We start from the raw sequence: 26,293 nt of genomic DNA on the forward strand, positions 1-26,293 counted from the left end.
AATGATTGAAATTTCCCATCAAAGAGCGTAATATTGCTAAGGATGATACTATGATAATTTGAATCATTTTTTGGCAGAACAATTGGGGGTTGGAATTTACATGTGGATGATATATACCATAGGTTTCCTAGCTGCTATGGGCTTAGCTGCAGCATTGACACCACTGGTAAAGAAATTTGCTTTTAAAGTAGGCGCCGTAGATATGCCTAATGCTCGTAAGGTACATACACGAGTGATGCCTCGTCTTGGAGGTTTAGGGATTTATATCGCATTTGTTGTTGTATTTGCTGGATTTATCATGTTTATACCTGAGACCTTTACAGTAAGAGAAGGCAACTTCATTAAAGCATTTCTTGTTGGTGGGACAATGACGATTTTGCTAGGCGCGTTCGATGATAAATTTGATCTGCCTGCTAAATTCAAGTTTTTATATCAAATTGCAACAGCTTGTATTGTTGTGTTCGTATTCGATATTCAACTCGAATTTGCGAACATTCCTTTTCATACGTATGGCTCTGTTCAAGATTGGATTGGAATTCCGTTTACAATCCTTTGGATTGTTGGCGTAACGAATGCGATAAATCTGATTGATGGACTTGATGGACTTGCTGCAGGTGTGTCTGCGATTGCAATTGGAACGATTGCGGTCATGGCATTTATTATGGGAAATGTGTTAGTTGCACTCATTAGTTTATTGTTGCTTGGAAGCATTATCGGATTTTTATTTTTTAACTTCCATCCAGCTAAAATATTTATGGGCGATTCGGGAGCCTTGTTCCTCGGATTCTCACTGGCGATGTTATCCTTGCTTGGCTTTAAGCAGGTAGCGATTGTATCCTTCTTGACGCCACTCATTTTGATTGGTGTACCCTTGTCTGATACATTTTTTGCAATCATTCGTCGTTGGAAATCGAAGAAACCGATTTTTGCTCCAGATAAAGGACACTTGCACCACTGCTTACGTGAGTTAGGCTTTAGCCACCGTCAGACGGTACTTATTATTTATGGCATTGCAGCATTTTTTGGTGTACTTGCTATTATTCAATCTACTGCGGCATTAGCAAATGCTAACTGGGTGACCTTTGTTGTCATTTGCGTTATGGTATTCTTTATGCAAATTGGCGCAGAAGTGATTGGGCTCATCGGCAAAACAAAACGTCCAGTGCTCGATTTTATTGCTCGTCTTCGTATGAAGGGTGTGGAGCGGGGCTCGAAATAATTTGAAAGAAATCTTTTAGAGTACAAGCATCATAATACTTTAAAATACATCGCCTTCTTTAGTGATTATCGCTAAAGGAGGCTTTTTTGTCTCCATCTCTAAATAACGTAAATTATAAGTCTCATTTAGTAACATTTGGTCTTTTTCCATGTTATTAGATTGAATTTTATGAAATGACTAAAAGTTAGGGATGTCTTGTCCGATAAACTACATATATGACGATTTTTTTCCCATGTTGCTTTTAGGGAGTGTTTTTACGCAGGAAAATCTAAATTTATTATACAAAAGGAGTGGATATCTACATGCAAAGCATGAAAAAGTCATTAGTATGGCTTACCTTATTTTCAATGATTATTGCACTATTTCCCGTGGGGTTGATTTCTACGGCTGAGGCGGCAAGTGCGACTTATTTTATTCCAGATGATACACAGATTAAAAGTAGTGCAAATATGGTTTTATCTAAGCAAGATGTGAGATCTGAGAATGCAATTAAAGTAGTTAGTACGCCAACGATTCAAATCAATGGTTCCTATTCTAAAGTGTCTGGAGAGACCCTGTCAGCTCAAATTGACCTTTTAAAGTGGGTTGATGCTAAGGATAGCAAGCCAGCGGGCTGGGAGCCAGACAAGCAGTACTCAACCGTAGGAAATGTTCAAGTAGATACAAGCAATAGCAATCGATTTAATGCACCAGCTTTAACTTTGTTCCCAGGGTTGAATAAAATTACGTTAAAAGGCCGTTTCGGGAACGTAGAGGGTTCAGATGTCTTTTATGTGTTGTACGATAAGATTCCTTACTTCACGAAGCTAACCTTAAATGGTAGCGGAATTGCGGATATTGTTAATTTAAATGAAGATACACGTGTTCTGTCTAAAAATCCAATGGTATATATCACTGGTGATGTATTTAATGCAAACAAGGCAACTATTTCTGTAAATGGTGGACAAGAGTTGTCTTCAGAAATATTTGATAACAAAATGAGTAGCTCACCAATTACACTCAAAACAGGTTTAAACCAAGTGAAAATTACTTTCACCAATGGTTCAGACTCCTTTAGTATTACGAGAGAAATTTATCATTTTACACAAGAACAACCGTTTATTGAATTGATTGCTGTGGATCAAAACGCAAAAGGCTCTAACCTTTTAAACAACAAGCCTTATGTAAAAACACAGCCAAGTAAATTTATAGCACAAATGATGTTGCCTTATAACTCTGATACAGATTTGTTTTACAAACAAGATAATAGCTTAGTTAAGGTTAATGGAACTGCTGTAACGCCAACGGCGATTTCCTCTAAGCTTTATGATGATAAAGGTGTATTTGCTCCAAAGGCAGTAACTGCGGGTGAAGAAGAAATTATTATTAGAGATTCGACGGGTCCGGTATATCGGATGATTACCTTTGAATTTACACCAGCGACTGCAATTACTCAAAATTCAGATGGAAGCTATACCCCTGAAATTGAAGTAAACTATAGTTTAAATACCAATAATAGCTGGAAAACAACGGCGAAATATATTCCTACTTATTATGTAGATAATAAAATAGCAATTGAACAAATTAACTATCTTCCTGATTATACGGAAACAAACCCAAACTTCCTAAATAAAGTTCCATTAAATGGAGCGGTTATTAATAAGGATGCTTACTATATTGAGGTTGTAACCGACGATGTACTGAATGGTGACTTGAAAATGAAGTATCTCCCAGGCGGAGAAGAACTTACAATTGCTCCTGTGACTATTAGCACCAATAATCCTAACAGCAAAATTTACAAGATCACAGGTAATGCAGCTGGAGAACGTAAAATTAGATTCACTGTAGGAAACGGCTTACCAAAAGAAGTAACGGTATCCTTCTCTACAGCGATTGGGATTATTATTGATAACTTAATTGATGGACAAAATTATACTATTAATACAATGAATACAGGAGCTATTCCTCCACTAGTTGTAACAGGTAAATATTCAGGTACTACTAAGTGGGAGGATGGAAGTGCTGAATATTTTGTAAATGGTCTTCGGAACGATGGCACTATAAAAAATAGTAATGAATTAACAAATCCAGCAGGCTTCACTCTAAAAATTGATATCGATGCAATAAAGGGCCCGCTCACGGCTGGTGAAAACACAATTGAGTTCAGAGGACAATATCGAGATTCAATTGGTAACTTAGTGCCAGTTAGTAAAAAAATAAGAGTGTATATTGTAGATGAAAATGTAGCTAACGTGTCTAATTTCTCCCCGGGAATACCGGAGAAGGTAATTACATTACCTGGTAATGATGATTTCACCGCTTCGCCTAGAACTGCTGATACTGAAAAAACAATTAGTGAAATTCTTAAAGTGCCAGTAGAGTTTTCTTATAAGGACAGTAGATATACTACAGGCGAAGATGAATACAACTTAGTCATTCGTGGTAATGGTGCGCGTTTGGTCAATCTAAACTTTGGTTCTGATCAGTTGTTTACTATTAATATTCCTGAAAAGGGGCAACCTTGGAATTTTACTCAACCTACTAATTATAGACTTGAAGCAGTAGGAAATCAGGACGACTTTATTATTCGTATTAGTAATGCGGCAGAAAACCAAGGGGTAATGCGTTTTGAACGTGGAGCTAGTGGTACGCATGTCTACGCATTAGAGCTAATTAATAAAACGGGTGCGCGTACTAGCCAACGGATGGAGGTTACGCGTGAGCTTGGTGGATACCGAATTCTTGCGCCTAAACCAACCGTAGGTGAACAAATTGTTGTGAATAAAAACTTTGTTCGCTTTGACATTGAAGCTGAAGGTGCAACAAAGGTTGTTATTGGTAAAGAAGAAGCAGTTAGAAGTATTGATCCAAAACAACCGGATAGATTTACTTTGGACTATGTAGGACTTAAACCAGATAAGTCTAATGCAATTAAACTCCAAATCGTTAGACCTGGTAGAACGATTAATGACACAATTAATGTGTATTACACTAGTTCAGTAGGTGTAGATTCACAATATATGGCTGAGAAAGTATCTAATAAATATACTGTCTTTAATAAAGGTTTAACGTTATCTTTTCCAAAAGGTACAATTATGCAATCCATAAATAGAGTTGACAATCAGCAAAGGGAACGTAAGTTTTATCCGAATAATAAGCTTTTATTTGGAATTGCGGACCCAACTAACGGGGTTGTAGAACGTGTTGATGACTATGGACGTCATTATATGAACTATGCGAACTCTAATGATAAATTTGGTAGCGGTAATGACAGCTTCTTAGATTCTTATAAGGCTAACTTTACTTCAACTGCGCAAACCTTTAACTTTACGAGAATATCTGAAATCTATTGGCTTAGCGGTGGGTTAGCCGAGTATGGAACTGAGCAAGCAACGAATGGCGTAGCACCTTACTCTAAACATGGCTTCTTTACATCACCAGAGCTTTCTAATCGTGATATCGTGCCATCAGAGCGTGGAACCTTAACTATTAGCTATGATAAAAACGTGGTAAACGATGCTGGAACACAAGTGACTGTATTTAAATATACAGACGTTGGTGGTCGAGGCATGTGGCAACGGGTGCCTGGTACTGTGAATACGGGTCAACATACCGTTACAGTTCCATTTGATGAGTTTGGTTATTATGCTGTTTATAAACTAAACCGTAGCTTTAGTGATGTGACTAATCATCCTTGGGCACGTAATATTTTAAATGCGTTGTATTCTAAAGGAATTATGGAATACCTTCGTGCAGATGCCTTTGGTGCAGATGATCAGACAACACGAGGTGAATTTGCAACCTTGCTAGTTAAAGGGCTTAGCTTGCCTATTAATGCTTCTGATTCTCAGCAATCCTTCTTCGATGTTCCTTATGGTGCAAAAACAATCACATGGGATTATGAGCATCTAGAAACAGCAGCTAGAGCAGGGATCATTACAGGTAAAATAGAAGGCTTCTTCTCACCTAATCTGCCAATCACAAGACAAGAGGCTGCGGTGATGATTGCGAGAGCAGCTAAGCTGAAGCTAGATACCAACGACGATAAGCTTAGTGCGAAGCTAGCTAAATCTTATTTGGATTCAGGCAAAATTGAATATTATGCTAGACCAGCTGTACAAGCGGTATCAGGAGCAAAAATTATGTCTGGTAGCCCAGTTACACTGCAAGGAGCGAAAAAAGCTTCCTTCAACTTTAATCCGACAAGCAATATGACGAGAGCGGAAGCAGCTAAGATCGCTATTGAATTGTTTAAGAAGAACAAGACTACTAAAGATATGTTCCCTAAAAACTTCAACTAAAAATTTGGTATAAAAGAACGACTGCAGGGAGTTCCTGTGGTCGTTTCTCTTATTTTCCAGTCAATACATTTTGTAATTTGCCAGAGATTGCGTTACAATGTAACTTGTATGAATCTGGTACTAGGAATTAGATTTTAATGCTAAAGGGTGAATATGAGTAAATGAAACCGATGTTATCTAAGGCACAATTGGCTTATATGAAGGCGAAGAATAAATTTGAGGATAGATCCAGAGTTTTGGAGAAGAAGATTGAAGAAACTGCCAAGCTTCAGGAAGTAACTCAAGAGGTAATGGAAGGGCTTGTACTAGAAACAGGTTTCCATGATGCATTTAATGAAATGCGTAAAGCAGAGCAAGAGCTTATTGATTGGTCCCATGTGACAATGAAGCATGAGAAATCGTATAAAGACAATAAGCAAGCCATTGACGACATGTACGAGAAGCTGGAGACTGATCCTAAAATGCGTGCGCGTATTATCCAATTGGCGATGAAAGTAAGATAGGGAAATTATATTTCAAATAATATATTCTCTATGAACTGTATAATATGAAGGAAGTGACCTAGAAGGCAAGCTTTTGCCTCGGTGGGGTCGCTTCTTTTTTGCACCTTTTTGTAACAGTTAAGTCATATTTGTGGTTCGCATTCATACATTTAAGGGTATGTACATAATAGAAGTTAGAATACTTTTAAGGTTCTATTTAGAAATTAGACATTAACTACGATAGGAGTCTGGAAGCTACGATTCAGAGCGTTCTTGCGATTATGTTAAAGTCATATTCCTTTTTATTAAAGCCTATTTATGAATGAAATTTGATTTTAAGAGACAATCTTCAGAATCGCTCTGTCTCTTCGCTAGCTTGGGTTAGCAGTCAAGCACTAATTTCATATTGAGTCCTTTATATAGTTGAATATATAATTTAATTTGGAAAAAGTTGCTTAATGACTGGCATATTCAGGTATGATATACTAATTTCCGTCAGCAGGTAAGCTAGACAAAATGATGTAAAAGTGGTTAGCCTTAACAAAGGTAACATTCCTGAAATATTTTTTTTTAAGAATGTGCAACTTTTTGAAACCTACTGCGTTTAAGAGTATGAGCATGAATGATGGGAGAGAAAGACGTCAAGATTTGACATCCAAGATGTCCCTGATAGGGAAACTTGTCTTTCTATTAGAAAAATTAGCTTTACTGCACTACTTGCCCATTGTATAATGTTTAGGTAGGATTAGGAAACTACTCTAGTTTCTCATGTTTGCTTTTAAATTGTTTACAAGTTTCTGTGGCTCTCGTCGCAGACCTAAATTATAGGAAACCGCTCAAACTCTGGAAAGGGGGTGCAATGACTATGAGTAACAAGAGCTTTTCAATTAAAGAAAACCCTTATATGAAAGATATTCAAGGAGGAGAAAAAAAGGTTATGAAGAAAATTTTATCCGTAGCGTTGTCTACAGCAATGGCATTCTCAATGTTTGCATCAGTTGCATTTGGTGCTGACGCAGAAAAATTAACACCTGAACAACAATTTAATGTACTTAAGGAAGCTGGTATCGTTGACGGGTTCCCAGACGGTTTGGCTCACTTAGACCAAACAGTAACTCGTGCACAATTAGCTAAAATCATCGTTAAATCTTTGGCTCTTGAAGAAGTAACTGGCGTTGCTACTTACAAAGACAAAAACTACACTGCAAAACACTGGGCAGCTCCTTTCATCGAAGCAGCTACTAAAGCTGGTATTCTTGAAGGCGTAAGCACTAACCCAGCTAACCCATTGTTCAACCCAACTGGTAACGTAACAGTTCAAGAGTTGGCTAAAGTATTAGTAGTAGCTAACAAATTGGAAGTTCCAACTGAAGCTAACAACACTGCTTCTGAATGGGCTAAAGGTTATGTAGCTGCTGCAATCAAAGCTGGTTACATCGCTGAAGGTATCAACTACCAAGCAAACGCTACTCGTGCACAAACAGTTGTAGCTGCTCATGCTATCTATGAGTTCAACAACTTCAAAGTGACTAAAGCAGAAGCAATCGATGCTAACAACGTTAAATTGACTTTGTCTACTGGTGAAGTAGTAGAAGTTAAACTTGAAAAAGCATTGGAAGCTAACAAAGCTACTGAATTGACTTACAAAGCTAAAGACGGCCGTGAGTTGAAATATACAGTAACTTATGTAGTAACTGAAGCTACTAAATTAGAATCTGTATCTGCAGATAACTTGAAACAAATCGTTGTTAAGTTTGACGGTGAGCTTGATGCAGAAACAGCTAAAAACGTAGGTAACTACAATGTTGGTAAAACAATTAAGTCTGCAACTTTGTCTGATGATAAAAAGTCGGTAACATTGTTGTTAGATGGAGAAGTGTTTGGCCAAAACTCTTTAGCTAACCAAAAAGAAGCTAAGTTAATCGTTAATGGCGTGAAGAGTTCTTTGAAAACAAAAACATTCAAAGAAGAAGTCAAATTTACTCCTGTAGATGTAACTGTTCCTGCAATTAAAGAAGTAACTGGTCTTGGAACTAGTGCATTCAAAGTAGTATTCAGTGAGCCTGTTGAGCGTGCATCTGCAGTTTCTACTATTAATTATAAAATTGATGGTAAGTCAATTGCTGGTATTGCAGAATTCCAAAGTCCTAATACTGTAATTATTTCTACAACTCTTGCTACTGGCGATCACAAATTGGTAGTAAGCAATGTAAGAGATTTCTCTGATCTTAAAGTATTGCCTTTAGAAACTGCATTTACTGTAACAGAAGACAAAGCAGCTCCAGAAGTAGTTTCTGCTAAATCTATTGATTTCACTAAAGTTGAAATTGAATTTAACGAACCAATTAAATCTGTTGGTAAAGTTTACAATGGAATCTCTTCTAGAACAGCAAAAACTGTAACTCGTGATGGTAATAAAGTGACAATTGAGTTTGATACTGATAAACCATTAACTTATAGTGAAAACAACATTGTCCTTGAAGCTGTAACTGATTACAGTAACAATAGTTCAAATCGTGAAGTTAAGGTTACACCAGTTCCTGATACTGAGCGTCCAGCAGTTTCTTCTGTAACAAATGAAGTTGTTAACGGAAATCATGAGATTACTGTTACTTACAGTAAAAAAGTTGCAAACGGTACTGACAAAGCTAATTACACCTTGCGTGATAAAGATGGAAAAATTGTAGTTGGTAAAGGTACTGATGCAAATGGTCATCCAATCCAAGCAATTGGTGAAGTTACTGCTAATGGAACAACTAAGTATGTAATCAAATTGGCAGGTGTACTTGACACTGGTGATTATTCATTAGATATCAATGGTGTTAAAGATACTGCTTATGTTCCAAACACAATTCTTCCATACAGTGCATCTTTGAAAATTTCTAATTCAGCAACTCCTGAATTGAAAAAAGTATGGGTAGAGAAAGCAGACGCTTATCAAGGTAAACAAGACTACTATATCTATGCAACATTTACTAAAGATTTTGCAATTGAAGGTAATGGTAGTGCATTAGAACGTGCTAAGTATAACGTTGAGTTCTCCACAACTAATGTAGAAGCTCTTCCATCTGACGCACAAGTAGAAGCTGTAACACCTAATACAGTTAGAATTACTGTTCCTCAAGCAACACAAGGTAAATATGATCCTGCATTTAGTTTGCGTGTTAGCTTGATTTCTGATGTAGATGGTAACTTTGGTTATAAAGATTCTGGCTATGCTGGTAAATTAGCTAAAACTACTTCTAACTCTATTGGAGTTGTACCAGGTGAAGCTAAAGCTACAGCTAAAAATGAATTAACTGTAAAATTTGATGGCGCATTAAACAGTATCAATGCTAATGATTTTGCAGTAACTGTTGCTGGAACTAAACATGTAGCTAAATCTGTTAAAACTTACAGCTATACTAATGGTAATACTCTTGTTACATTTACATTTGCGGATGATACTCTTCCAGCAAATACAGAGCTTACTCCAAAAGTAACATTTGGTTTTGCAACTAATATAAATAATTCAAATACTACTACAACTGATGCATTTGGAGTTAAAGTAGATGTGACTACTCCAGTAGATGTAACAGATAAAATTGCTCCAAAAGTAGTTGATTTTAATAGTGCTAAAAAACCATTTGAGTTGACTAAAACAGGTGCTAACACTTACAAAGCACAAGTGAGATTTAGTGAAATTGTGACTGCAGTTCCTGGAACAGGACTTGTAAAATTAGTTGTTGCTGGTCCAACTGCTATTACTGTATCTAGTGTCGACATTGCTTCTAGCGGTACTGATTTGTTAGATGTGACATTCGAAACAAGTAGAGATCTTACTTCTAATGATGTTGTTTCAATTAGCTTACCAAGTGGTGACGCAACTCATGTAGTTAAAGATGCTAATGGTAACGCTGCTGCTGACTTTGCAATTAGCGATTCCGTAAGCAATGTGTTCACTGCTGCAGCTCCAGCTGCACCAAGTGGTTTGACTGCAACTGCTCAAACTGTTGCAGGTACTAATGATGGAAAAATTTCAGGTGTAAATGATACTATGGAATACAGACTTGCTTCAGGAACTTGGACTTCTGTTCCAGCAGGTGCAACTGAAATTTCAAATTTAGCACCAGGATCATACGAAGTTCGTGTGAAGGCAGCTGGCTTAACACCAGCTGGTGCGGCAGCTACAATTGCTGTTAACCCTGCTTAATTTTATTTTTAAAAATCACCCTAATCTTTATGGTTAGGGTGATTTTTTGTAAAATGGAATGTAATCTTAGATATTTACGACATAATCCTTTCCACCCCTGCAACGATATAATATAGGTTTCTTATATAAAATAGGGATTTATTTGATATAGTAATAAATTCTCAATGATGTTGAGATTATATAGTGTATAGTATAGATGACTCATTTGGACTGGTATTGCAGATACCAAAGATGACGAGTAACCTTGTTTAATAACACGAGATATTCATTTCTGCTGCATATAATCAGGATTGATACAAGTGGACAAACAGCACTGGCTCGCCAAAACGACTTTCTGATAATTATATCCTACCGCTACAGGAACATCTTTAAATTTAGCTGCGGTAGTTGATGATGGTAAATTTCAAACTACCTTATTACATGGTGAACCGAATGTACCCACTAATGCAATAAGAAAAAACTTATTTGTACCTGAAGGTGGAACAATTTATTATAGAATTGCAAATGATTTATCTGTTGCAGTGAAATATAAATTTTATATTCAAGTTTTTTACTATTAATACTACAAGAATCCATTTTTTTTGAATTTATATTTTTTACTTCATTAGTGTTGGGTGAGATGGCTAACACTTTTTGTTATTGTGTAGTTAAATCTAATTTAGTTATACATCGCAACCTTTCCCTCCCCCATACGTCTATATAATATAGACTTTTCACGTATAGGAGGAAATCCGTTTTGAAGAAAATCCCCGTAACTGCGGCTGCGCTTAGTGTGGCGTTGTTGTTGGCTTATGCACCTGATGCCTCAGCAGCAAATGCTACTCAAACTAAAGCTGCGCCTAAAACTACAAATACGACGACTAAGAAACCAGTCGTACATACCCTAGCTAACCTTCCAGCGGTGAAGATTTCTGCTAAGAGCAGTGTGTCTTTAACAGATATTAATATTATGACCCAAGATAATGAAAGTATACTTACGTATACCCTTACAATTCGTAATGGCGACAGTAAAACATTAAATTTAGTCGATTATTGGTCTAAGGTGAAAACAAGTGGTGGGACAACCTATAGCACAACCTTAATGAGCAAAGACAAAGATAAGAAAAAGGTTGCTGCGGGTGCTTCTACTACTTTGACTTATGTTGCAACGGTTGCTAAAAACACAAAACCTCAAGATCTTATTTTTCAAGTGGTTAAATGGGATTTTAGTCAACCAGGATATGAAGCATTAAAGGGACAATTTAAAATTCCAGCAAGTTACGTGACAGCTACACCAGCAGGTGGTGCATTAACTTTACGTGTAACTGATATTCCTGTGAAAGCAAGAGTCCGTCAAATCGCTTCCTTTAAATCAGGTGACTACAACTACGTAAGTGTTGGGCTAAACCTAACCAATGGTGGGTACCGTATTTTTGAAGACCCTAAGTTAAAATTTGTAATTAAAACTGGGGATGGTGTAAGTTATCCACTTTCTGCTGACCCTACGAGTGTAGAGTACAAAATTCAACCACAAGACAATAAAACCTTAAATCTTATGACCGCAATTCCTAAAAGTATTAATTTGAACAAAATGGAGCTACAGGTGTTGCAGGATGATGAAACAGCAAAAGTGACGTTACCTATTGGTACGATTCAAATGCCTAACCCAGCAAATAAATCGCTTGCTACAGAACCAAACCAAGATGCTACAGTACAAATTGGTAACGGTAAAGTAGCTGTAAGTGTGACTGGCATGACGACAAACCAAAGCTTTGATGAGCACAATGTGTCGATTCGTGTTCGTATTTTAAATTCAAGTGGTAAAGTTGTTACATTACCTAAATACCAATTTGAGTTACAAACAACAGATGGCTATCGCTTGCCTATTTCTACAACGGCTCTCGATAATGCAAAAATGCAGCCATTAGAAGAAAAAAATGTGACATTAACGACTACAATTCCTGCAAACGTAAGTGCAGAAAGTCCACAGCTCTTTATGAGTGTACCAAGTGCAGAGGATAGCAAGGACAACTTTAATTATCCTGTTGCTATTTTCAATATGCCAGAAGGTGTACCAGCACAAAATACGATTGGTGAAAAACAATTTGTTCAAACAAATCAAGGTTTAGTTGGCTTCTCTTTAGATTCCTTACAACGTTTGCCTTGGACAGATGGTGATTTAATTGTTGCTAAAGTGACAATTCGTAATCCAAATATGAAGACGATGTTAGTACCTGAATTGTTAGGTGAACTGAAAATCGATTCTGCGAAGCTGACAAGCGATACTAAGCTTGTGTCTGCACAAGGTGGACGATTGCTTGGTGGATTGACTTCTACTGAGGTGTATGCTGTAGCCAAGGTCCCAAGCTTCTTGGATTTCAAGCAGGTTCAGGTGTCTTTACTTGAAAAAGTAGGAGAAAGCAGCTCTGAATGGATGCAGTTCAGCTATGCAGGTAAGCTACCAAGCCTGCCAGTTATCACGAAGGATAAGAGCTATAAGCTAGAGGCTTCAGGCCGTACGCAGGACTTCCGTGTCCATCGTTCCTTTGTATATTCAGGTACATCATCCGATATTATCTATACTGAGCTTGAAGCAACTAACCTAGAGGATCGTCAACTTGACTTATCACAAATTACAGGAGCTTACCAAGCAAGTGGAGGTCAAACTTACAAAGCTACTGCGAAGCAAATTGAAACCTCTACAGGACCAGAAGAGAAGAGCATCATTACGTTATGGGCAAAAATCCCTAAAAAGATTTCCACTACAGATATGAAGCTCGTCATTGGAGAAGGTATCGCGGATAATAAGCTAGCGCCTGTAAAAGGTGATATTACTGGCTACGTAAATGCTGCAGCAATGGAGCTAAATGTGGTACAACCAAATGTCAAAGGCAACTTGAGTTCTCTCGACATGTTCCCTTACACACTTAATGTGAAAAATGTACGTGCAACGTTAAGTGGTTCTACTTCGGTAAGCCTTGTGTTTGATTACTCACAAACTCGCAATATGGATTATGCGATTGGCGAATTTGAGCATAAATATTTAATCGAGGTTGTGGATTCAACAGGTCGTACGTTTGAGAAGGAATTTACTCCTGAAACTGACTTGAAGGTAAGTAACGGCGCAAGCGCAAGCTTTAGCTTTGATGATGCTGTATTTGAAAATCGCAGAGGTGGATCATTTACCTTTAACGTCTATGACTTGTTCCAAGGTCAAAAGGTTAAATTAGGTGGTCAAGGCTTCTATTATATGAATTCTAATTTCATGGATAGATAGTAATATTTTAACGTTGTTACAGTTATAAGTTGTTATTTTAGTGATGGTATGTAAGAAAAAGCTAATCGTAGTTGTGTCTGGTGTGAGCCGCAAAACTTATACTAGATACAGCTACGTTACATATTTACGAACATTGGAGGGAAACATGAAAAACACTTGGAAAGTAGTAGCGGCAGCAATACTTATTGGTGGTGGCGTGTGGGCAGGATCGTTGTTAAATACAACTGCAGAAGGTGCTGGAGTAACTAATCAACCTGGTACAGCGGATGATCCTGTTGTCACTAAAAGCTATGTAGATCAGCAAATTCGCCAAGCTTTAAATGGTGGAGCACCCTCAACTCCTGTTAAGGACGACGCTGGTAGCTCAGAAGCTAAACCATCAACTAATCAAAGCAGTAGCAGCAATGCTCAAAAACTAGAAATTGTAACCGTTAAGGCAGGGCAAAAGCTAATGGCGGCAGGTGGCACGGAATTTATTGTGCGAATTGGACAAGCTGTTGTATATACAGCAGATGCTAATGGTATCTCTGATCTAACGGATGGTGTAGATGTTGCCCCAGGGGCAAGTGTGGCTAACAATCATTTATTGCTATTCCCTCGTGATGGACGTGGGCTAGCGGTAAAAGAAGGCGCAACAGGTGGTTTAACCGTCATGGTACGTGGCAGTTATGAGTTAAAATAATAAGTTGTAACAATGATTTATAATTTGTTAACAATAAGTTATTTCCATTTAAATAATGGTAGGGGTAACAAACATTACGTTGTGTAACAATGAGGACGACGAAGCATATTAATCCTGAGTAATGATTCATAAATGATTTCATTTATAAATTTATACAAATCTCAGGAGGTGTATGGAACATGGCACGTAATAACCGCACAGTCGTTCCTGAATGTAGACAAGTATTGCACAACTGGAAATACGAAATTGCTGCTGAATTAGGTTTACCTGTAGGTTATGGTGGTGGATACTCTGCTGCTGATACTGAATTTGCAGGTGAACTTGGTGAAGCAGGTAGTACTTCCATGGGTAGCTATGGTGGAAGCTGGGGACATTTGACCTCGCGTGAAAATGGCTCTGTTGGTGGAGAGATCACAAAACGTCTCATTGCAGAGGCGCAAAAAAGCTTACTATAGCACTGACCACCAAGCAAGTGAATAGCAAATAAGTTTTTTGATAAGTAAAGCAAACTGAGTTCAATCTCTAACTTTGTTATTAAGTACAGCTACAACTCTAAAACACTACCTGAAGCTAAAATTTGATTAAAATGAAAAGTAAAATGTGAAGTGTATTGTGGAATTTATAAGGAAAGCTACTGATAGAGGGGTAACCTATCTTTCAGTAGTTTTTTTTAGTATTACTTGGTTCGTAATTTAAATATTAACGTAATTTTATTTAATACTTGGCTAAAATCTGAGATGAACACATTAATGCTGATAGCAGTATATTAGTAAGAGTATTATGCGTTATATATACTATAAGTAGTTTATAGGTAAACTTATAGTTCAAATAATATACAAATATTTTCAACAATTATTATAGAACTCACGCAATATATTTGCTACAATTGCATTATTAAGCCATAAGGAGCGATAGTCATGGCGAACGATGAACTAAAGGAATTGTTACGTTCAATATTACAGGAAGAGCTTCAGCCCGTTCACGAGCAACTTTCAGAGATTAAGCAAGAACAGGGATCAATGAAGCAGGATATCACAGAGATTAAGCAAGAACAGAGATCAATGAAGCAGGATATTGCGGAGATTAAGCAAGAACAGCAGTCAATGAAGCAAGATATTGCTGAAATTAAACAAGCTGTGTTAGAAACGAATGAAAGAGTTGTTAGAATTGAATCAACTGTGGACAAGCAACAGGGAGTTATTGAATTGTTAGCTGCTCGATCCATCCAGCAGGAAGCACAGTTGAAAAAGATTATATGAGGATACAACAAAAATTCCTGATGCGTATGCATCATTTTTTTTGTCCCATTTTGACAATAGAGCGCAAAATAAGTTAATATGACTGTGAGGATATTTAAATGTCGCCTTTTCCGCTAGGGGAAGGTTTATTTTAAAATATTGAAGTTGTGGCTTCCTAAAATCATGAGGATGAGGGGAGCCTTTAGGCTTGTACTGATGTGTAGATATAGTCGATTACATAAAGTACATAAGTACTTGATTTAGAGGGAGAGGAATGAGAAGTATGGCGATTCAAGGCAAACATTTATTTACGTCCGAATCTGTAACGGAAGGACATCCAGATAAAATTTGTGACCAAATTTCTGATGCGGTATTGGATGCATTTTTGGCAAATGATCCTAACGCACGTGTAGCTTGTGAGGTTTCTGTAGCTACGGGGCTAGTTTTGGTTATCGGGGAAATTAGTACGAAGTCAGAATATGTAGATATTCCTGCGCTTGTACGCAAAACTTTAAAGGAAATTGGTTATACTCGTGCCAAATACGGATTTGATTCCGATACATGTGCAGTATTAACGTCACTAAATGAGCAGTCCGCAGATATTGCCCAAGGAGTAAACGCAGCATTAGAGCATCGTGATCCTGCTTCAGTGGACAAGGAAACGGCAAACATTGGTGCAGGTGATCAAGGCTTGATGTTTGGTTTTGCTACCAATGAAACACCTGAGCTTATGCCACTACCGATCGCATTGTCTCACCGTTTAGCACGTCGTTTGTCTGAGGTGCGTAAGGATGGTACGTTAGCATATCTTCGTCCAGATGGCAAAACCCAAGTGACGATTGAATATGTGGATGGTAAACCGAAACGTGTGGATACGATTGTTGTTTCAACTCAACACGCTGAAGAGGTTACTTTGGAGCAAATTCAACGTGATATTAAAGAGCATGTTATTTTGCCTGTAGTTCCTGCTGAGCTATTAGATGAAGAAACAAAATATTTTATTAATCCAACAGGTCGTTTTGTTATTGGTGGGCCTCAAGGAGATGCGGGTCTAACTGGGCGTAAAATCATCGTAGATACTTATGGTGGTTATGCTCGTCATGGCGGCGGTGCTTTCTCAGGTAAGGATCCTACTAAAGTAGACCGTTCTGCTGCTTATGCGGCTAGATATGTGGCGAAAAACCTCGTTGCTGCTGGACTTGCGGATAAGGTAGAAATTCAGTTAGCGTATGCGATTGGTGTTGCTTCCCCTGTATCTGTGAACGTAGACACCTATGGCACAGGTAAAGTATCAGAAGAAAAATTAGTAGAGTTAGTGCGTGAGCATTTTGACCTGCGTCCTGCTGGCATTATTTCGATGCTTGAATTGCGTCGTCCGATCTATCGTCAGACTGCGGCTTATGGTCACTTTGGCCGTACAGACCTTGATCTTCCGTGGGAACGTGTAGATAAAGCGGATGAGCTTAGAAAACACGCGGGAATTTAACGAGTTAGACACAAATAACTTAAATTTTTCTTGATTCGTGCAGTCAGGATTCGCAATATATACAATGTAATATTAAAATGAGAAGTGGTCTATGAAGGTTTATCGCCTGATTAGGATCACTTCTTTTTATGTGTTGTCTTAATTGGATATCTTTTTTGGAAACATATTTTGAAGTAAAAGATGTAATATATTGACAAGTGTTGCTTCGAGCCATAATATATACTTATGTAATTTATGTCAGTCGTTTTGCTGAAGGGTGGTGGCAATCTTGGACTCATTAACCTCAATTCGTACGCAATTAGAAGTTTTTTTGAGAGAAAATAAATTAACCCTTCGTCAATTTGCAACAATGACTGGTATCAATCAGGGTTCGATAAGTAATATTTTAAATGGTCATCGTTTTATTGCAATTGGACAGTTAGATGAGATCACTTCAGGGATGGGATTGCCTGAGGGACATTTTTATGAGTTATATATTGATGAATGTTTATTTAGTGCGAGTCCGCATTGGCGGCGGATTGGTGCTTATTTGGAGCGTTGTGCTCAGCTAAATAGATTGGATTGTATTAAGCGTGTCGTGGATCGACTAATGGATAACTTAGCTTATGCTCCCATGTTGTTTGAGAAGGGCGAGCTATTTTATGAGCAAGGTTATTTTGAGGCAGCTCGGATTTTATACACAGGGGTAGCAGAAAGTGAAAGATACCAGCACTCAGAGCGCTTGGCATTGTGCCATTATCGGCTTTTTAAGCTTAATTTGGGTGAGGATCAGTCGGCAAACTTAGTTGCGGCGTTGACCTTTGAGCCGTTTGTGGATCGGTTGGATGAGGAGTATCAGTTGGATGCGTTGAGAGAGTTGATAAACTTAAATGTATCCTTACATCGTTTAGATGTAGTAGATTTGCTTGCAGAGAAATTAGGAAGAAAAGCATTAGCTCAATATAATAGTGTGGGCAAAACTAGTAGGCTGAAGCAGGAAGGGCCAAGACCACTTTTGTTCTATATTTTATATGCTTATTTAATTAGGTCTAGTGTTTGCTTTGAACGAGGAGACTACGAGCAATTTATTTATTATGTAAAAAGGTCTCATATTGTAGAATGGTTGACAGAGCCAAATGAGATAGAGAAAAAAACAATAGAGCAGTTTACAGAATGGTCTGTAGGGAATTATCATCTTTATGGCCTCATGACAGGAGATCCTAACGCACTTCAAGAGTATGTAGAATATATTGCAGTTAGTGAAGATGAAACCTTTCTTGGGTTATGTCATATCATGCTAGCGGCAAACATTCATCATTATACTGTTGATCATATTATAGAACGTTTTTCAAGCTACTTATCCTATGCAGTTCAAAAATCTGAAATAGGTAAAGTTAACGAGCAAATTACGGCAGATCGCTATAGTCGTTTGTTAGGTGAGTTAGGGGCATATTATTTAAGCACAGATCGAATACAGTTAGGTATAAAATATGTGCTTGATAGTCTGAATTTTTGCATTAAAATTGGAAGTGATCGTGGTATAATTAGGTGTGTGGGACTGTTTGAGCAGTTTCGTGAATATACAAATATGGAGACGCAATTACTCTATAAAAAATTAATAGGTGAGGTGCACAAAAGTAATGAAAACAAAATTGGCTGCTCTATTAGTTATAGTTAGTCTTGTTTTTGCTGTTAGTGCTTCAACTTCTGTCCATGCAGAAGAAGATGTAGTTATTAAGCCACTTGTACATGGTGTAGGGAATTAAAGCATTACAATAGTTTTTTACAATTTAACCACAGACATTCTCACTCTGAGAGTGTCTTTTTTGATGATTTAAAAAATAAACGCCAACTAAACCCGCCATTCGCTCAAACTTCGCTAAAGTAAATGGCATATTTAACCGTTAATAAGTATAGGTGTCTCTTTTTGACGTAGGGAGATTATGTGAAGAATAAGCGATGTACATAGTATAGAGAAATGAGAGGAGTATTTCGATGTCTAAAAGGAAGATTTCACTAGGCTTAATTGTGGTGCTAGTGATGAATTTGTTGATGAGTATGGGGGCGTTGGCGGCAGGGGAGGATAATGGTGGGACATCCCCGACGGTAGTTGCACCAGTTCTGGTATCAGGGAATTCGTTATCCCCAGTTGGTAATGTAACAACTGCTAGCTCTCAAAAGATTTCAATTTTATTTGATAAGAATACGCCTGTTAAATTAGTAGAACCTAATAATCTTAATGATTCAGACAAAGTTAATAACTATATTAGAGTCTATACTAAGGGGAACAACAATAATATATTATACTCTGATATAAATTTAAAAACTCTCAGTCCGCAAGTTGATTCTAATGGGAATACTGAGTATTCATGGACGATGAGTAATGTGCCAGCAGGAGAATATTATGTCAATGTTGGAAGTAGAACGTTTATCTCTAGTTCTGCTACAGATACAACTGATCCTAACGCTTTTTATGCTGGGATAAATAATGCCAATGACTGGACATTCACTGTATTACCTAAGACAGTAGCTGGCCCTATAATTTCAGTTACGCCGTCTACAACGACAGCAAGTGCAACGTTTACCTTTACTTCAACTAAGCTTACTCGTGCAGGAACTGATTTAATAGAAATCTTTGAAGGGACAATAGTTGGGGAGGAAAATAAAGGGATTCGACCGGGTGTACAGGAATGGGGAAATGATATACCATTTACAGTTAGATTTTCAGAGCTAAAGCCAAACACAGAGTATATCCTTGTAGCAAGAGAAGGTGCATTTACTAATACATTAGGAGATCGTTCGCTTCAAGCAACTGCAAGGTTTAAAACTTTACCAACATCTCCTACTCCTACTGCACTTACATTATCTAACTTTACACCAACATCAGTGGATACTTCTGTAAATCCGAGACCTACATTTTCGGCTATTGGGAATCAAGCGATTACAGTGAATTCCACTGCGAATAATGGTGGTATCTATTTATTTAAAGAAGGATATCCGAATGAACGTATCTATACAATAGGAGCTGGTACGAATAATTCGTATGTCACTGGTAGTAGTACGCTTAGCTTTAGACCAGTTCAGGATTTAGAACAAAATGTACGGTATTATGTTGTAATTAATTCAGGAATTGTTACAGGAACTGTTGGTAATCTATCCTATACACAATCAAGCAATTGGATACTTTCAACCACTTCCAACGACAAAACCCCACCCGTCCTACAGGACGCTACGATGTACACCAATAATACAGTCCGCCTTCGCTACAACGAAGCGTTGTATTCAGTCGGCAACCTATATACATCTGCCTTTACGGTTTCTGTTAACGGGGAAAATCGTAGAATCTCCAATGCTTATGTGTCTGGGGAATATGTGTATATCACCTTAGATTTGGGGGTTGCGGTTGGACAGGTCATTCGAGTTAGCTACGCAGCAAACACTGCGTGGGGCAGAATTCAAGACTTGGCAAGTAACCCTGCGGCGGGCTTCTCTAATCGTGAGGTAACAAACGGAGTGGATTCTGTATTGCCTAAGCCAAAGGATGGCTATGTCAATGGGAGTACGTTGTATCTAACCTTTAGCGAAAGCTTAAAGGGCTTATCTAGCTCTTACGCTTACGAGCAATTTACAGTTACAGCAAATGGCTCCACCAAATCAATTAAATCGATCTCTTCCTATAACGGAAGTAGCGGTGTAACGTTAAACTTGGATAGCTCAGTAGGAAATGGCGAGGTCATTAAGGTTTCCTATCAACCTGGCTCCTATCCATTACAAGATTTCCGAGGCAATAATATCGCACCATTTACAGACTTTTTTGTTCGTAACTATAATGACACCATTCCACCTGAATTTACAGGTGTATCGGGGTCTGGCAACAAAATTATTTTAACGTACAATGAGCCATTAAGGACGTCTCCACTTCCGCTAAAAAGTCAATTTTCAGTGCTAGTGAATAATACGGCGGTTTATGTGAACGCAGTGGAAGTTGTTTCTAACCAAGTTATCCTAACGCTGGCTTCTTCGTTTACCCAAGAGCAGGCAGTGACGATATCCTATGTGTCAGGTTATGGGGGGACGGCAGACTTAAATGGAAACCTTGCTGGATTTATTAATTTACAGCCAGTTACCTACAGCAATGTAGCGCAAGGCATCCAGTCAGCGACAGTAAGTGGAGATACGATTAAAATTACGTATAACAGTACGTTACGTTCGGTGAGCTTTTTGCCACCAAATCAATTTGCAGTTTTGGTTAACAATGCCCAGGTTGGCGTGCAATCTGCATCGATTAGTGGCAACACAGTGACATTAAAGCTATCTTCCCAAGTGGCTGCTAATCAGTCTGTAACCTTATCGTATATGACAGGCTCAACGCCTTTATATAGCGTATCAGGTGAAAAATTGAATACATTCTCGGGCATGACAGTTCAGCACATCAGCAACACAGCTAACAACAATACAGGTGCAAATGGGCAACCAAGCTATGTATCCGTAATGTCAACTTCAACCTTTAACAAAATCGGCTATGTTTTAAATGTATCTACAGCAAAAACATCTTCCAGCCAATCCTATCGTGGTGTGTCTACGAACAGATATACGATCGATACAATACAAATGCAAAATGCATTTAAGTTTTTAACGACATTAGCAGCAAATCGGATGCTAGTGTTTGAGGTTCCGCCTTCTGAGCGAGCTGCGGAGGTAGCTATTCCTTTAAGTGCTTTATCTACAGTCATTGGTGGGACACAGACGTATTCGATTGCGGTGAAATATAAGGAAAGCTTATATGAGATTCCGCTAGAGGGGATTTCTCTTTCAGAAATAACCCGTGCCTTGAATGTGAGTACATTAAATTCTGTCTACTTAATCATTCAGCTAGAAACTGTGCAACGTTCCCAACTAAATATGCCAACCGTGATTAATGGCGTATCTGTAAGTACACTAATGGAGCCTGTAGAAATTCGTGTCGTAGCAGTAAATGGGAATGGTTCTACAAACAGTGGCATCAGCGTTGGACACGCTGGCAATTATTATTTGCGTATGAGTGGTAGCCGTGTTACGACAACACAAACGACGTTAGTAAATTACAATCTCACACTCAATATTATGGAACGTATGTTAGCTTCTGTAGCTGGTGGAAACGGAAATCTTCTATTTGTTGCAAAGCTCAACGGCAATTCGATTATTGGTCCTGTAATGGGTTCTGTCTTTTACCCAGACATTAATAACCATTGGGGCAAAGGGGACATCAACGAGCTTACTTCAAAGCTAATTGTGAGCCCGCGTTCCGCTTCAACAACTGTATTTGAACCTAACCGCAACATTACTAGAGGTGAATTTGGAGAATATATCGCTAAAGCGTTAGGTCTAACAAGCAAAACGACTGCACGTAGCTTCCCAGATGTCCCAGCAAACACTAGAGGTGGTTATATTGCCTCTGCTGTAGACGCGGGGATTATTACGGGTTACCCTGACGGCACCTTTAAGCCTGAGCAGCCGATTACGCGTGAGCAAATGGCGTTGATGATGGTACGTGCAATGAGCTATGCGAAGCAAAATGTAACCTTAAATGGTACAGCAGCACAAACATTATCTAGATTTAAAGATGCAGCTAAAATCCAAGATAAAGATACGGTAGCAAAAGCAGTTCAATCTGGCATTATCCAAGGCATGAGTGCAACCTCATTCCAGCCAAAAGGCAATGCAACACGTGCGCAAGCGGTCGCTATGATTAAACGTGTGTTAAGCAAATTAAATTACTTGTAATTTTAAAGATTAATAATAATTAGTGGTTGGCAGAGAAGATGGAGGCTACGTAACAGAGGGTTCTTCCAATCGTTGTTAAAACCAGATCCCTTTGTATTAATAACAAGCTTAAAGGTTGGAATCTAGTTTGAAAGACGAACGTTTCACTTTTCCAGAATCCCTCTGCTCCTTCGCTGACATGAGAGTGCTAACCACTAATTTAAATATTTAACTTTATCTAATTACTGATCACAAAGTGTAATAGTTATCAGGCTCAATCTTGAAATTAGTTCTTGACCGCTAACCCAAATTAGCGAAGAGACAGAGCGATTCTGAAGATTGTCTTTTAAAATCCAATTCCATCCATCAATAGACTTTAATAAAAAGGAATTTGATTTTAACACAATCGCAGGAACGCTCTGGATCGCAGCTACCAGACTCCTATCGTAGTCAAGTACTAATTTCTAAATAGAGCCAGTAATCAAAACATTAATTACAATAGCCATTGCAAACATAATAGCATTAGCAATTTTACCAGCCTCTTACTCTCTGGGATCAATCTCATTCCCCTAGAGATAAGGGGTTTTTTCTATGTCTATAAGTCCTGTCCATAAGTTCAAAACTAGCATCCTCATAAGCAAATCTAAAGTTTAAATGCTAAAGTTATTTGTTTTTCGTAACTTTTTCAAAGTTTTGGAGTCTATTAAAGTGACAATGAACTTTGGTAGATAACGTTTATTAGATGAAGATAGATGAAATTAGGCTCAATCTTGAAATCAGTCCTTGACAGCCAACTACAACTAGCGAAGAGATAGAGAGATTCTGAATGATTTTAACAACAATCGCAAGAACTCTCTGCATCGTAGCTTCTAGCTTGCAGTGGTGGTTAAGTACTGATTTATAAATGGAGCCGAAATTATATAGTGATAATCATATTTTGCTAGAGATGGGAGCGGTATAAAAGAAAATGGTAGTTAAAGCTGGGGAGAATCAAAACGGACAAGTAACATGGAAGCAGGTTGCGCTTAAACAAGGGAAAAGATTAGCTTTAGTAGGTTTAGCAGGTTTGCTTTGGATACAGCCAGTTTTAGAATTAAATTGGCTTAGTAACACATCAAGCATCGTAGCAGCCGCAGAAGCAACCAAAACAGGCGAAGAGATGATTACTTCAGGTGCAAAGCTCATGAAATACACTTATACCACAACACGTTCAGGCAAAGCAGTTAAAGTACTTATGGATGTTGTTGAAGTAGATTTAAGCAATCCGTATGTGCAAATGGACATTATGACGGGTAAAAATAATCAGCTTACCACACGGCAAACGGTGGAAAAAATGGCGCAAGAAACAGGTGCAGTTGCAGGCATAAATGGAGACTTTTTTGTGATGAATGGTCAAGGTGTGCCGATGGGTGCTGCGGTTTCCAAAGGGACGTTAGTAAGTAGCCCTGCCCAATTGTCAGGAATGTATGCTTTTGCTGTAAGTAAAGAAGGCAATCCGATGATCGATTTGTTCAGATTTAATGGCAGTGTGACGGCAGAGGATGGCTCAACCTATCCTTTAGCAGGGATCAACCAAGAATCATATAAGCTAGAGCCTGAAAATGTGTACAGTCATGTTAATAATATGTTTATTTATACAAGTGCATGGAAATCTACAGAGCGTCCAACGGCAAGCTTTACTACGCCAACAGAGGTGCTTGTCCAAGGGGATGTCGTTCAGCAAATTTCTCTTCAGGCTCCTATTCAGGGAACGATCCCAGAAGGTGCATATATTTTGCGTGCGCATGGCACAGCAGCAGACTACATTGCTCAGCATTTAAGCGTAGGGCAACGAGTGAGTGCTGCCTATCAGCTTGTTGCTCAATCTAGTGGGCAAACGGTCGATCCTGCAAGCCTACAAATGATGATAGGTGGACATACGTTGCTCGTAGACCAAGGGAAAGCCTCTGGCTTTACACGTTCCATTACAGGCATTAGTGGCAGCAGTGCGGTAGCTAGAACGGCTGTGGGGTACTCTAAGGACGGCAAAAAGGCATATATGATTACCGCTGAAAAAAATAGTAGTAGCTCAGGCTTGACGTTAAAGGAGTTCCAAAGCTTTATGGTAAGCATCGGGGTTTGGAAAGGGATGAACCTGGATGGCGGTGGCTCCACAACGATGGTTAATCGTCCACTAGCAGAGACAAATGCAAGCTTAACCTTTACTACCTCCAACGGAGCGGCAGGGCAACGTGCTGTCGTGAATGGTTTAGGCGTGTTTAGTACAGCGCCTCAAGGCACGCTTAAAGGATTAAAGGTAAGTGGCAACACAAGACTGATGATTGGTGAAAGTGCGTCCTATACGCTAAAAGGTTATGATACCTATTACAATCCAATAGATACTTCTAATATTGGGGCAAAATGGAGTGCTAGTAATAGCAATCTAGTAGAAAGCAATGGTAGCTTCAAGGCGGCTAAATCAGGAGCATCACAAGTTGTTGCAACGAGTAATGGGGTTAAAACGAGCTTAAATGTAAACGTGCTTGGTGGTAAAGATCTCGAAAGCCTAACGCCATCTACCACATATGCTCCCCTAGAATCTGGAACTAGCATTAACGTGCCAGTAACTGCTAAACTGAAAAGTACCGTAGCTACAGTAAATGTGCCGGCGGAATCTATTAAATGGAAATTTAATGGAATCGATGCTGTCGTGAAGGATGGCGTTTTAAAAATAAATAAAGTGAATACAGGTGTGAAGGTAGCCTATGCTACACCACAATATGATGGCTTTAGTGGTACACCAATCGTCTTCTCTACTTCTGAAGAGCAAGTATGGGAAAACTTTGAAAATGTGAGCTATCCACTTAGCTTTACAGGACTTCCAGCAGGCACGACTGGAGCGGTATCTGTGGTTCAAGGTACAAGCTCAGCTACAGGGAATGCAGGTCAAGGCGCTAAAGTGCTGAAGCTCGACTACGATATGACAAATGGAACTGGAAATCGTTTTGCATATGCTCAGTTTAATGGCACTACAGGAAGGGCTATTCCTACAGGCGCAACACAAATGTCGATTGACGTATTAGGGGATGCAAGCCAAAACTGGCTAAGAGTTGAATTTGAAGATGCGAACGGTAAAGCGATATATGGAGACCTTACGAAGCAAATTGACTTTAACAACTGGCAAACGCTGAAGCTAGATTTAAGCACGCTAAACTTGAAGCAACCAGCGAAGCTAAAACGGATTTACCTCGTTAATTTAGAGGAAGGTCAAGATGAGAGAACATTACAAGGTAGTATTTCGCTAGATAACATTAAATTTACAGCACCTGCAAGCCAAGGTGGAAGCTCCGTCAATACTGGAGTTACTGCGGTAATGACGATCGGCAAAAAAGCAATGACCGTAAATAACAGCACGAAGACATTAGATGTTGCCCCAGTTTTACAAAATGGTGTGACCTATGTCCCGATTAAATATATTATTGATTACTTTGGTGGCGAAGCGAATTGGGATGGACTAAATAAAAAGCTTACCATCATTCAAGGTAAAACGACTTTGGAGCTAACGGTAAATAAAAAGGAATTTTTATTAGGTGGCGTGAAAAAACAAGGCGAGGCAGCGCCAATTATTTCGAATAATAGGACTTTAGTCCCGTTAAGACTTGTGTCTGAACAACTAGGCATCCAAGTAAAATGGGAACAGATAACCAAATCCATCACTTTAAAATCATGATATGATAGGTTGAGATATTCTGGGATTT

At 38.6% G+C, this 26,293-nt stretch carries 13 protein-coding genes; all 13 read left to right on the forward strand.

Annotated features, from left to right (window positions below; genetic code table 11):
* Window positions 1-100: 100 nt before the first annotated feature.
* The 13 genes from ABE099_RS14820 (at window position 101) to ABE099_RS14880 (ending at window position 26,265) form a co-directional block, all read left to right on the forward strand.
* A complete protein-coding gene (locus ABE099_RS14820) occupies window positions 101-1,219 on the forward strand; it encodes an MraY family glycosyltransferase (protein ID WP_430031909.1) in 1,119 nt (372 codons plus the stop codon).
* 311 nt (window positions 1,220-1,530) lie between these two features.
* Window positions 1,531-5,499 (forward strand): S-layer homology domain-containing protein, encoded by a 3,969-nt coding sequence (locus tag ABE099_RS14825; RefSeq protein ID WP_430031910.1) that lies wholly within the window; start codon window positions 1,531-1,533, stop codon window positions 5,497-5,499.
* 161 nt (window positions 5,500-5,660) lie between these two features.
* Window positions 5,661-6,002, forward strand: a complete 342-nt coding sequence (locus ABE099_RS14830) for a hypothetical protein (protein WP_430031911.1) — start codon at window positions 5,661-5,663, stop codon at window positions 6,000-6,002.
* 844 nt (window positions 6,003-6,846) lie between these two features.
* Window positions 6,847-10,173, forward strand: a complete 3,327-nt coding sequence (locus ABE099_RS14835; protein WP_430031912.1) for an S-layer homology domain-containing protein — start codon at window positions 6,847-6,849, stop codon at window positions 10,171-10,173.
* 736 nt (window positions 10,174-10,909) lie between these two features.
* The gene (locus ABE099_RS14840) at window positions 10,910-13,429 is read left to right on the forward strand and encodes a hypothetical protein (protein ID WP_430031913.1); all 2,520 of its coding nucleotides are present in this window, start codon (window positions 10,910-10,912) and stop codon (window positions 13,427-13,429) included.
* Window positions 13,430-13,574: 145 nt separating this feature from the next.
* Complete coding sequence (locus ABE099_RS14845) at window positions 13,575-14,111, forward strand: hypothetical protein (protein ID WP_430031914.1); 537 nt, start codon at window positions 13,575-13,577, stop codon at window positions 14,109-14,111.
* A 179-nt stretch (window positions 14,112-14,290) separates the two neighbouring features.
* Window positions 14,291-14,566, forward strand: coding sequence for a small, acid-soluble spore protein, alpha/beta type (locus ABE099_RS14850; RefSeq protein WP_430031915.1), 276 nt, complete (start codon window positions 14,291-14,293; stop codon window positions 14,564-14,566).
* Between the two features lie 462 nt (window positions 14,567-15,028).
* Window positions 15,029-15,370: a hypothetical protein gene (locus tag ABE099_RS14855; RefSeq protein WP_430031916.1), complete on the forward strand. Its 342-nt coding sequence runs from the start codon at window positions 15,029-15,031 to the stop codon at window positions 15,368-15,370.
* Window positions 15,371-15,632: 262 nt separating this feature from the next.
* A complete protein-coding gene (metK, locus tag ABE099_RS14860) occupies window positions 15,633-16,835 on the forward strand; it encodes a methionine adenosyltransferase (RefSeq protein WP_430031974.1) in 1,203 nt (400 codons plus the stop codon).
* Window positions 16,836-17,094: 259 nt separating this feature from the next.
* Complete coding sequence (locus tag ABE099_RS14865) at window positions 17,095-18,492, forward strand: helix-turn-helix domain-containing protein (protein WP_430031917.1); 1,398 nt, start codon at window positions 17,095-17,097, stop codon at window positions 18,490-18,492.
* Window positions 18,455-18,580, forward strand: coding sequence for a hypothetical protein (locus ABE099_RS14870; protein ID WP_430031918.1), 126 nt, complete (start codon window positions 18,455-18,457; stop codon window positions 18,578-18,580). Before ABE099_RS14865 ends, ABE099_RS14870 begins: the two co-directional genes overlap by 38 nt.
* A 229-nt stretch (window positions 18,581-18,809) precedes the next feature.
* Window positions 18,810-22,577 (forward strand): SwmB domain-containing protein, encoded by a 3,768-nt coding sequence (locus ABE099_RS14875; protein WP_430031919.1) that lies wholly within the window; start codon window positions 18,810-18,812, stop codon window positions 22,575-22,577.
* Window positions 22,578-23,523: 946 nt separating this feature from the next.
* A complete protein-coding gene (locus ABE099_RS14880) occupies window positions 23,524-26,265 on the forward strand; it encodes a stalk domain-containing protein (protein WP_430031920.1) in 2,742 nt (913 codons plus the stop codon).
* The last annotated feature ends 28 nt before the right edge of the window (window positions 26,266-26,293 follow it).

It is taken from the genome of Paenibacillus turicensis (assembly GCF_050461185.1).
Lineage (GTDB): Bacteria > Bacillota > Bacilli > Paenibacillales > Paenibacillaceae > Fontibacillus > Fontibacillus turicensis_A.